Source organism: Undibacterium sp. KW1 (assembly GCF_009937955.1).
Lineage (GTDB): Bacteria > Pseudomonadota > Gammaproteobacteria > Burkholderiales > Burkholderiaceae_D > Undibacterium.
Genome location: NZ_AP018439.1, coordinates 5,440,859 through 5,450,736, shown reverse-complemented (window position 1 = coordinate 5,450,736; position 9,878 = coordinate 5,440,859). Strand labels below are relative to the sequence as shown.

Genomic DNA, 9,878 nt, shown 5'->3' with positions numbered 1-9,878 from the left:
GCTTACTTTTCTTGCTGCAAATTGTTGGCAGTGTTAGCTATTGACACGCTCGTAAAGCCATATTGTCGATTAGGTTTAACAGTTGCTGTGCGTTATTCATGTAACGCTTCCTTGTTCGCTATAGGTGCTTTGACTGCAATGACATTGGCAGCGCTTTGATTGGTATCGTGCCAGAAAGACAGTGTGGAGAATTTCTCGAACAGGTCTGGCGGAAGTATGCTTGCACGTCTTTCGTAACTGACACTGTTGCGTACCTTGTGCATGCCATGCAGGCCCAGTTGGGCATCAAATTCAGGTGCATCGTAATTGACGTTCGTGAAGTCATGCTGGAAGACAGGTTCGTCAATGAATTGATAAATCAGTGGCACGACCTTCTCCGGTACCTGCGCCAGCAAGTCATAGTCAACAATTAATAGTGAAGACGCATGCTCACCATAAAAGGCTTCCTTCAGTGCAGTCCATGGATAGCCGACAAGGCGATTTGCCTGCGCCAGGGTTTCTACCCGACTGTACACAGTATTGCGTTCCACATCGTCATTAAACAGTCGGGTGATTTCGTAGGGGTTGGAGCGATAACGCCGCTCTATGCTGTCCATCACCCAGGCAACGTTGCGTACACAGGCAATCACTTTTGAGCCGGGAAATTGATCCATCAATACCGGCATGTGGGCGCTCCACATGCGGTTAGTGTCGAAAATAGCTTCTTTATCAGCTTGATCGGCGTAGAAAGATTCAAAAAGACCGCGTGTCAAGCGACGTCTTTGTTCTTTGCTGACAACACTGCCAAATTCACTACCTGCACCTAACTGATTCAACATGCCTCGAAACAGACTGCCAACCGGGCTGGTCATGCCAGCATGAAAACGCGGGTTTTGCAGCAGCAAGGCTGCCAGCAAGGTAGAGCCGGAACGGGGTAAACCTGAGATGAAATGATATTTTTTATGAGTCATGAGGTCTTCGCGTTCAAACTGAAAGTGGCGTTAATGCAATAAATATTAAATTGATTATCGGCTAGATACTCAAAAAATTGATCAATTTAATAGAGTCCCGTAAGTGCATCGTAATAAGATAGAAAAGTATGTGTCGTCTAAGCTAAAGCCTATCAGCCGGATCCAAAATATGTTTTTATGTTTTTATGTTTTTATGTTTTTATGTTTTTATGTTTTTATGTTTTTATGTTTTTATGTTTTTAATATGCTCACGTTCTCAAAAAAGTACTCAGTTGACGAATTGCATCTGCCAGGTCTGTTTGACTGGTATCTATCACGCATTCGGCAGAAATTGGTGCCTCGTACGGTGCAGAAACGCCAGTGAGTTGCAGGGCAGGGTTTTGTTTTGCTTTGGCGTACCAGCCCTTGGGATCGCGTTGCTGGCAAATGTGCAGAGGTGTCGATATATAGGCTTCTACAAATTTGTCGTGGCCTATGATGCCGCGTGCCAGCGCCCGCCCACGCATGCTGGGAGAAACCAGAGCGACGATGGCAGAAATGCCATTGAGATTGAGCAGGCGGGCCATTTCAGCGGTCCTGCGGCCTTGCTCTTCACGGTCAGCCAGGCTAAAGCCCAGGTCCTTTGACAAACCCTGCCTTATTTCATCACCATCAAGCACGCATACTGCAATAGATTGTTCGCGTAGATGCCTGGCTAGGTTTTGCGCAAGTGTTGTCTTCCCCGCCCCGGGCAAGCCACTTAGCCACCAGGTTTTTACTTTGTTTGCAGCAGGTTCTGTACTGCTTTCTGTTTGATTACTTCCAGGCATCTGCACACCACCGATAAGCGAAAAAAATCGGGACTAAGCAAAAACCCGATACGTAACAGATCAGAAATCAGCAGGGGCTGTTTGAATTGGTTAATTGCAAAACTCACAGATGGTGCCAGTCAGTTTGAAAGGCCAATATTTCTGACTTGCAATTTATCTTGGGAAATCAAGAAGATAAATTGTTAAGTGTTAAATAATTAACTGTAATACTAACATTGAAAACTTTTTTTGCGGGCAAATGTAACAAAAAAACTGCTAAATAAATAAGCAATTTAGATGAAAAATTTAAATGTAACAGATGCAAGCTAAGAGAAGCTTGTCTCAGAGAAATTAATTGAAGATAACCTGATAGTAAACACAAGTGCCACCATCTTCATGTGGGAGCTGATATTGCCCTTTGGAATGGTCGGCCAGGGTGGGGGCGACAGTCCAGATGTGCCTGCCCAAGGCGGGGTGCTCAACAAAATAATTATCTTGTGCCAGCGGTTGGCTGGAAGATCCAGCAAAAATCAACAACAAAGGGGTGCGGAATATTTCTGGAAGGCCACGGCGTGGGCGTTCTTCTGCTTCTACCAGTTCGAGGTACATGACGCCATTCGAGGTTTCGAGTTGAAATTTGTTGCCGATGAGGGGGTGTACTTGTTCTAGGCTGATGGTCATGATCAAAGTTGTGAAAAGTTTCACTTGCAAGAAAACACAAGCATAGGCAGGATAATATACATGTTATTTTAACCAGCTTGGGAGTGCTTGTGTATAAATTACCTGCTGCGCTTGCATTGCGTGAAGTGCATGACGACGATCAGGCTTTTCTGGATGCTCTGTACGCCAGCCGCCGCGAAGACTTGCGGCAAATGCCGATGGATGCCGCATTCATTGCGCAAATGATCAAAATGCAACAGCATGTGCAAATGGAGGGTGTCAGGATGAATTATCCTGATGCCATGCATAGGGTGATTGAGCGCGCTGGTCAGGCTGTAGGGCGCGTCATTATCAATGCAGGCAGTGATGATATACGCCTGATCGATATAGCGATTATTCCGTTTGTGCAACGCCAAGGTATCGCCAGGGCTATTTTGCTGGCACTACAGGCCGATGCACAAGGCCAGGGAAAGGGTGTCAGCCTTGCTGTTGAACAAACCAATTTTGCAGCGCGCGGCCTGTATTTACAGTTGGGCTTTGTTGTCATAAGTGCTGATGCCCTGTTTGAACAAATGCACTGGCGTTCACAGGCAGCCGCAGAGGAGCAAGCCATGATCAATTTATTGCCAGCCACCACCCTCGCTCAGAAGATCACACAACAAGGGCAGTTTGATGCGACAGCCTAGCCGTTATCTGAAGTTGCCATTCAGTTTTGATTTAGGACGCCTGCGTGCCGAACTGCACCAACTCGAAGCCTCAGAATGGATCAGGCATTTCAATACCAATGCCTACATCAACAACTGGACCTGCCTGCCCTTGCGCGCGGTGGATGGCCGTATTGATCACATCATGCCTGTCAATGAAGGCAATTTTCAGGATACGGCGCTCATGCAAACCTCCCCTTATTTGCGGGAAGTTGTCGATACGTTTCTATGTGAAAAAACGTCTGTGCGCCTGATGTCGCTGGAGGCAGGCGGTGTTATCAAAGAGCACAGGGACGATGGTACTTCGCTGGAGGATGGTATTACCCGTTTGCATATCCCCATCACCACTACGCCGGACGTGCTATTCAAAATCGATGGTGAAGAAGTGCATTTTTCAGCGGGCGATACCTGGTATTTGAATGCCGCCTGCCTGCATGGTGTAGTCAACCCCAGTAGTCATGCCAGGGTACATTTGATGCTCGATTGTGTCAGCAATGCCTGGCTGGAGCAGGTGTTCCTTGATGCTGGCTGGATTGCCAGACCCAAACCAAAATATGATGACCCAGCCATTCATGACGGTAATGTGCAGGAAGTGATCGCCATGTTGCGCGCGACCGGGCAAAGTGCGGGCTTGCAAATTGCCAGCCGTCTGGAAGCCATACGGTTGGGGCAGGCGATACCTAATTGAATACAAGAAATGGATAGCATGGAAATCAAACCCGGCTTCGCCGCCGAAGAAAGGGCTTTGCTGCGCGGGCAGCAAATCGATGCGCGAGACTTGCCAAGCATGCTGGGCTGGTTCCCTGTGGCTATTGAGGCGGGTGCAGGCACACTCTGCTGGCGGCATCTGGGTGAGGCCAGGTTTCTGGAGTCATTTTTTCTTGACACATTGAATCAGCAAAGCCGTGAGCACAGGCAAGTTTGCCTGACGCCGCTGGCGAGTTTGCCAGCACAACTGGCCAGCTTGTCGCAGGTGCCTCCAATGGCGTTTATCTTTCATGTATCTCGCTGTGGTTCTACCTTGTTGACACAGATGCTGGCATCGCTGCCGCAATGCGTGGTGATGTCGGAGCCACCAGTCATCGATGCATTTTTCCGCTACTACCATGCACATCCCGAACTGCAAAATGCGACCAACATTTTCCAGAATCTGATTGCCGCATTGGGTCAAAGACGTTCACCAGACGAAAGTCATTTTTTTGTAAAATTCGATAGCTGGCATTTGCCATGGTTGCCCTTTGTGCGTGCCGCGTTTCCCGCTATACCCATCATTTTTTTATACCGCGAACCGCAAGCAGTGCTGGCTTCGCATCAGCGTCAGCGCGGGCCGCAGATGATACCGGGGTTATTGAATACTACCCGGCTCCAAGCTGCAGCCTCGCATGAGCAAGCGGCAAATTTTGATGCTTACGCTGCCAGTATGTTGGTGAGCATGTTACAGGCCGGTTTTGAAAACGCCGTCTCGCAAGATTTGATTTTATTAAATTACAGCCAATTACCAGAAGTCTTATGGGTTGAATTGCTGATGCTGTTTCGACTCGATTGTTGTGAGCAAGATTTGATGAAGCTGAAAGCGCGCTCCGCCTTGCATTCCAAGCACAGGCATACCGGTTTTACAGGAGATCCTGCGCCTGCCGTATCTGCGCAGGAGTGGGAGGCATCTACTTGCCTGCGACATTGCAATCAAATTTATCTGCAACTAGAGGAATTGCGATCAAAAGTTAAAATTTGTAAAGTTGTATCAGGATGAAAATATTGCAGTGTTATTTCTAAATAACAGTTGTAGAATTGGTTTGCTTTTTTTGAAATTGCTTGTTTGTTTGCATATTGAAAGCCATTGATGAAAGCTCTGAATTCAGACCCGTATTTTGGCGATGAATGCAGAAGAGACTAGATAGCAAGATCCCTGTTTAAACGATAACTTGAATTGGAGTATGCAATGGATGCATTTATGGGTACCGTATTGGCGGTTGGCTTTAATTATCCCCCACGTGGCTGGCTTTTCTGCAATGGGCAAACAGTGCCTATTCAACAGAATTCAGCCATGTTTGCTTTGCTGGGCACCATGTATGGCGGCGATGGACAAACTACATTTGGCATCCCTGATCTGCGTGGACGTGTCGTTGTTGGCTCCCAAGCGCAAGGGCCTGGTTTGCAGAATGTGTCGCAAGGCGAAAAAGCGGGGACCAATAATGCGACAGTGATCTCTAATGGTACAGCCACGATCTCCTTGAACATAAACAATTTGCCTTCGCATACCCATACGGCTACGTTGAATCTGTCTGGCTTGTCAGCAACTACGACGATCACCGTTGGTACAGGAACGAATGGTGTTGTGGGGGCTGTGCCAACCAACGGTGGACTGACTAGTACGGCCACCGGCGTAGGTACGGCAGCATCAATATATTTACCAGCTGGAACCCTACCAACCGCCCCAGTGGCCTTGGGTGGTGTTACAACAACAGTAGGCGCCACTGGTGGTACAGTCACTAACTCGAATACCGGCAGCGGCACACCATTGACAGTACCTGTCGTATCAAGCGCTACTATCTCCAATATGCAACCTTATCTGGGCTTGAACTACATCATCGCGATGGAAGGTATCTTCCCATCGAGGAACTAAGATTTTCCTGCTCGATAAAAAATGGCGCAATCTGCGCCATTTTTTTATACCTGTTCTGCTGTCAGTGCAGGGAGTTTTCCGCCTGATACCCGTTCTATACCGGCCAGGTCACGCCAGCTTTGTACCTCAGTAAAACGGGCCAGTATTAACAAGTCTCTCACCGCTTCTGCCTGGTCATAACCATGCTCCAGCAAGATCCAGCCATCTGCCAGCAAGTGCAAATGTGCCTCTCCTATGATCTGGCGATAGGCAGACAAGCCATCTGCGTGGTCAGTCAGTGCATCGACGGGTTCAAAGCGTAAATCACCTTGTTGTAAATGAGCATCATTTTCAACGATATAGGGTGGGTTGCTAACGATGGTCTGGAATTTTTTATCTGTCAGTGCTGTGTACCAATTGCTGCAAAAAAATTCCACTTTATCTGCGGGCAGATGTCGCCTGGCATTTTCCTGGGCGACTGCTAATGCAGCGGGGCTGACATCCAGGGCTGTGACTTGCAAGTCTGGTCTTTGGTGGGCAATTGCCACGGCAATTGCACCAGAGCCGGTGCCCATGTCCAGCAGCCTGGAATTGGCTGGCGCATATTGCAGCGCCAGTTCCACCAGCAATTCTGTATCGGGGCGTGGGATGAGTACGGCAGGTGTGACGTGAAAATTCAAACCAAAGAATTCTCGCTCCTGCAGTATGTAGGCAATGGGTTCGCCTTTTATGCGACGGCTAAATAACTCTTGCACGATGGCGAGTTGTTCAGCATCGAGTACAAGTTCAGACTGGGTGATTAGTTGTATGCGCGTCAGGCCCAGCCCTTGCATGAGCAGCAGGCGGGTGTCTATCCGTTCGAGCGGGCTGCTGTTTTCACAGGCAGCCAGGGTGATGCCGGGCTGTAGCCAGTCTAGCATCAGCGTGAGGGGCCAAACATGCCGCGCTTGGTTTTTTGATTGCGTATCAACACAATCAGCAAGGTCAGGCTAAATAATATAAAGAATATGGCGGCCCAGGCTGGCAGTGACAGGCCCAAGGTAGGTGGATAAGGTGTTTCGCACAGGCCGTCGGCCTTGAACATGGCTGGCCACCATTGCGCCAGGAAGAAACTGTTCAAGCCAGTTTCCAGAGGATCAATACCGCAGGACAGGGCAGGGTGCTCAAGTATCCAGAAATGCTTGCCAGCAGCACCCAGACCAATCAAACCAGATAGCAGTGCCAACCCTGTTGTGATGCGGTGCATGATGCCATCGGTAGCCACCGCAATGAGACAGAAAACCGCGATCAGGGCAAAGGCGTAGCGCTGGAATACGCAGTATGGGCAAGGCAGCATTTTTTCCACGATTTGCAAATACATGGCAGCCGCCAGCAAGCCTATGCAGGTAAGGGCAATCGACAGCAAAAGTTTTTTCGACAGATTCATGGTGCACGCGATGAAAGAATTGTTATTGGACGCAATCCTGGCGTTTTAGTTCTGTATCGCAGGATAGTGGCAGCGAGTATCCGACAGTTTCATGCAATTGCGCAATCAAATACTGTTGATTTTACGCGAAAGCTGATTTTGTCTTATGGATATGCTTATTTGTCATATCTATTAGCCATCTCTCTTCGCATTTCTGTCGGCCTTTCTATCAATCATCACCGAGCTCAGCCAGCAGTTCGGCCTGATGCTCTGCCACCAGCGCGGTCGTCAGTTCATTCAATTCGCCATCCATGATGAAATCGAGTTTGTATAGGGTCAGGTTGATGCGGTGATCGGTCATGCGGCCTTGTGGATAATTGTAGGTGCGTATGCGCTCACTGCGGTCGCCGGAACCGATCAGGCTCTTGCGGGTGGCGGCTTCCTTGGCCTGTTTCTCGCGCAACTGGCCGTCCATGATGCGGGTTGCCAGCACGCGCATGGCTTGTGCCTTGTTTTGATGCTGGCTGCGGCCGTCCTGGCATTCGACGACAATGCCGGTAGGGATATGCGTCAGGCGCACGGCGGAGTCAGTCTTGTTGATATGCTGACCACCAGCACCACTGGCGCGGAAGGTGTCTATGCGCAGGTCGGCATTGTTGATGACCACGTCGGCCAGTTCATCGGCCTCAGGCATGACGGCAACAGTGCAGGCTGAGGTATGGATGCGGCCCTGGGTTTCTGTTGCAGGTACGCGCTGTACGCGGTGGCCGCCAGATTCAAACTTGAGTTTGGAATACACGCCCTGGCCTGCCAGGCGGACGATGACCTCTTTATAGCCGCCCAATTCAGATGGCGATTCCGACATGATCTCAGTCTGCCAGCGATTGCGCTCGGCGAAGCGCATATACATGCGCAGCAAGTCGCCAGCGAACAGGGCAGCTTCATCACCACCAGTACCTGCACGTATCTCCATGAGGATGTTGCGGTCATCATTGGGATCTTTGGGCAGCAGCATTTTTTGCAAATCACTTTCCAGCGTCTGCATGGTGTTTTTGGCGGCTTCGATTTCGTCCTGGGCAAAGGCCTTCATGTCCGGGTCGCTGAGCATGAGTTCGGCTTCGGCGATATCGGCCTGGGCCTGCTTGTAGTTGTTGTACAGGGCGACCAGTGGTTCGAGTTCGGCGTGCTCGCGGTTCAGTTTGCGGTAGGCATCCATGTCATTGGTGGCACCTTCCTGCATGAGCAGGTGGCCGACTTCGTCCAGGCGTTCTGCAAGCTGGTCCAGCTTGTGTAGCATTGATGGTTTCATAATATATTCTTTGACTATAGCTAATGACGCTAATAATGGGGCGGGTCAGGCTGACCCAGAAGAAAGTGCCCGTAAGCGCTTACGCGTACAGGCCAGCAGCGTAGCGTATCGCTAACGCTTGGTGCGGAATAATTGAGGTAACAGCGTTGCCAGGCGGGCGCGTTCATCGCCGCTGGCTTGATGCAAGGCTTGTTGCGGGCCATGCAGGAACTTGGCGGTGATGCCCTTGGACAAGGCTTCGAGCACGGCGTCTATATCATCGCCGCGTGCCAGCATCTTGCGTGCGCGTTCGAGCTCCATCAGGCGCAGTTGCTCGCTGCTTTCATGCAAGTCCTGTATCACCGGTACAACAGCACGGCCATCAACCCAATGCATGAAGGACTGCACGCGGGTTTCTATGATGGCTTCTGCCTGCGCCACCGCAGCCTGGCGACTTTCCAGCCCGGTTTGTACGACAGTGCCGAGATCATCGACAGTGTATAAAAACACGTCATCGAGCTTGGCGACTTCAGGTTCTATATCGCGCGGTACCGCCAGATCAACCATGAAAATGGGGCGGTGCTTACGCGCCTTGACCACACGTTCTATCAGACCCAGGCCTATGATGGGCAGGGAGGAGGCCGTGCAGGAAACGATAATATCGAACTGCGCCAGTTGCTGCGGCAAGTCTGCCAGGCGTATGGCCTTGCCGCTGAAGCGGTGGGCTAGTGCTTCGCCACGTTCGAGTGTGCGGTTGGCAATGGTGAGCGACTTGGGGTTTTGTGCGGCAAAATGGGTGGCGCAGAGCTCTATCATTTCACCCGCACCGATGAACAGGACATGCTGGTCAGCGATCTTGTCAAAAATCCGTTGTGATAATCTGACGGCAGCCGCCGCCATCGAGACACTGTGCGCGCCTATCTCTGTGGTAGTGCGTACTTCCTTCGCGACAGCAAAGCTGCGCTGGAACATCTGGTGCAAATAAGTACCCAGGCCACCGGCTGCTTCTGCCTGGCGCACGGCATCTTTCATTTGCCCGAGGATCTGGGGCTCACCTATGACCATGGAATCCAGGCCAGAAGCCACGCGAAAAGCATGTCTTACCGCATTATCTTGCGGCAGGGTATATAGATGCGGCCGTAAATCTGTGTAAGGCAGCTTGTGGAAATCTGCCAGGAAGTGAGCTGCAGCGTCGACTGCATTGTCGCCCTTGCAGGCGGCATAGAGTTCGGTACGGTTGCAAGTCGATAAGATTGCTGCCTCGTTGCCATGCCTTGCCACATTGTCATCGCGACCAAACCAGGCACGCGCAGCCACCACCGCCTGAGATATTTGCTCAGGCGAGAAGGCGACCTTTTCGCGCAGGGACAGCGGCGCGGTCGTGTGGTTGAGGCCAACAGCAGACAGTTGCATTGCAATTAAGCTCAATTAAGCTGTGGGAGGATGTAAGGCTCCATTATAACGCTTTGCACCAGCATTTT

General features: G+C 50.5%; 11 protein-coding genes. 4 read left to right on the top strand and 7 right to left on the bottom strand.

Annotated features, from left to right (window positions below):
* Nucleotides 1-92: 92 nt before the first annotated feature.
* The 3 genes from UNDKW_RS24485 to UNDKW_RS24475 form a co-directional block, all read right to left on the bottom strand.
* A complete protein-coding gene (locus UNDKW_RS24485; protein WP_162060883.1) occupies nt 93-950 on the bottom strand; it encodes a sulfotransferase in 858 nt (285 codons plus the stop codon).
* A 248-nt stretch (nt 951-1,198) separates the two neighbouring features.
* Entirely contained in the window at nt 1,199-1,759 is a 561-nt protein-coding gene (gene cysC, locus UNDKW_RS24480) for an adenylyl-sulfate kinase (RefSeq protein WP_162060882.1), read from the bottom strand.
* A 330-nt stretch (nt 1,760-2,089) separates the two neighbouring features.
* Complete coding sequence (locus UNDKW_RS24475; protein WP_162060881.1) at nt 2,090-2,419, bottom strand: hypothetical protein; 330 nt, start codon at nt 2,417-2,419, stop codon at nt 2,090-2,092.
* Between the two features lie 89 nt (nt 2,420-2,508).
* On the opposite strand from UNDKW_RS24475, the gene UNDKW_RS24470 reads away from it, so the two are divergent.
* The 4 genes from UNDKW_RS24470 (at nt 2,509) to UNDKW_RS24455 (ending at nt 5,725) form a co-directional block, all read left to right on the top strand.
* Nucleotides 2,509-3,084 carry a GNAT family N-acetyltransferase gene (locus UNDKW_RS24470; protein WP_162060880.1) on the top strand — a complete coding sequence of 192 codons (576 nt, stop codon included), beginning with the start codon at nt 2,509-2,511 and terminating at the stop codon, nt 3,082-3,084.
* Nucleotides 3,071-3,790, top strand: coding sequence for an aspartyl/asparaginyl beta-hydroxylase domain-containing protein (locus UNDKW_RS24465; protein ID WP_162060879.1), 720 nt, complete (start codon nt 3,071-3,073; stop codon nt 3,788-3,790). Before UNDKW_RS24470 ends, UNDKW_RS24465 begins: the two co-directional genes overlap by 14 nt.
* Before the next feature lie 9 nt (nt 3,791-3,799).
* Nucleotides 3,800-4,852: a sulfotransferase gene (locus tag UNDKW_RS24460; RefSeq protein ID WP_162060878.1), complete on the top strand. Its 1,053-nt coding sequence runs from the start codon at nt 3,800-3,802 to the stop codon at nt 4,850-4,852.
* A 189-nt stretch (nt 4,853-5,041) separates the two neighbouring features.
* Nucleotides 5,042-5,725 (top strand): phage tail protein, encoded by a 684-nt coding sequence (locus UNDKW_RS24455; RefSeq protein ID WP_162060877.1) that lies wholly within the window; start codon nt 5,042-5,044, stop codon nt 5,723-5,725.
* A gap of 44 nt (nt 5,726-5,769) precedes the next feature.
* Here UNDKW_RS24455 and prmC read toward each other — a convergent pair whose 3' ends face one another.
* The 4 genes from prmC to hemA all read right to left on the bottom strand — a co-directional run bounded on the left by prmC (nt 5,770) and on the right by hemA (nt 9,810).
* A complete protein-coding gene (prmC, locus tag UNDKW_RS24450; protein WP_162060876.1) occupies nt 5,770-6,624 on the bottom strand; it encodes a peptide chain release factor N(5)-glutamine methyltransferase in 855 nt (284 codons plus the stop codon).
* Nucleotides 6,624-7,130 carry a disulfide bond formation protein B gene (locus UNDKW_RS24445; protein WP_162060875.1) on the bottom strand — a complete coding sequence of 169 codons (507 nt, stop codon included), beginning with the start codon at nt 7,128-7,130 and terminating at the stop codon, nt 6,624-6,626. Before UNDKW_RS24445 ends, prmC begins: the two co-directional genes overlap by 1 nt.
* 208 nt (nt 7,131-7,338) lie before the next feature.
* Nucleotides 7,339-8,418: a peptide chain release factor 1 gene (gene prfA, locus UNDKW_RS24440; RefSeq protein WP_110258149.1), complete on the bottom strand. Its 1,080-nt coding sequence runs from the start codon at nt 8,416-8,418 to the stop codon at nt 7,339-7,341.
* A 111-nt stretch (nt 8,419-8,529) separates the two neighbouring features.
* On the bottom strand, nt 8,530-9,810 hold the full coding sequence (gene hemA / locus UNDKW_RS24435) for a glutamyl-tRNA reductase (RefSeq protein ID WP_162060874.1): 1,281 nt from the start codon (nt 9,808-9,810) through the stop codon (nt 8,530-8,532).
* Between the last annotated feature and the right edge of the window lie 68 nt (nt 9,811-9,878).

Excerpts from the sequence above, each read along its gene's own strand:
- UNDKW_RS24485 (WP_162060883.1), bottom strand. The coding sequence starts at position 950 with ATGACTCATAAAAAATATCATTTCATCTCAGGTTTACCCCGTTCCGGC.
- cysC (WP_162060882.1), bottom strand. The coding sequence starts at position 1,759 with ATGCCTGGAAGTAATCAAACAGAAAGCAGTACAGAACCTGCTGCAAAC.
- UNDKW_RS24475 (WP_162060881.1), bottom strand. The coding sequence starts at position 2,419 with ATGACCATCAGCCTAGAACAAGTACACCCCCTCATCGGCAACAAATTT.
- UNDKW_RS24465 (WP_162060879.1), top strand. The coding sequence starts at position 3,071 with ATGCGACAGCCTAGCCGTTATCTGAAGTTGCCATTCAGTTTTGATTTA.
- UNDKW_RS24460 (WP_162060878.1), top strand. The coding sequence starts at position 3,800 with ATGGATAGCATGGAAATCAAACCCGGCTTCGCCGCCGAAGAAAGGGCT.
- UNDKW_RS24455 (WP_162060877.1), top strand. The coding sequence starts at position 5,042 with ATGGATGCATTTATGGGTACCGTATTGGCGGTTGGCTTTAATTATCCC.
- prmC (WP_162060876.1), bottom strand. The coding sequence starts at position 6,624 with ATGCTAGACTGGCTACAGCCCGGCATCACCCTGGCTGCCTGTGAAAAC.
- UNDKW_RS24445 (WP_162060875.1), bottom strand. The coding sequence starts at position 7,130 with ATGAATCTGTCGAAAAAACTTTTGCTGTCGATTGCCCTTACCTGCATA.
- prfA (WP_110258149.1), bottom strand. The coding sequence starts at position 8,418 with ATGAAACCATCAATGCTACACAAGCTGGACCAGCTTGCAGAACGCCTG.
- hemA (WP_162060874.1), bottom strand. The coding sequence starts at position 9,810 with ATGCAACTGTCTGCTGTTGGCCTCAACCACACGACCGCGCCGCTGTCC.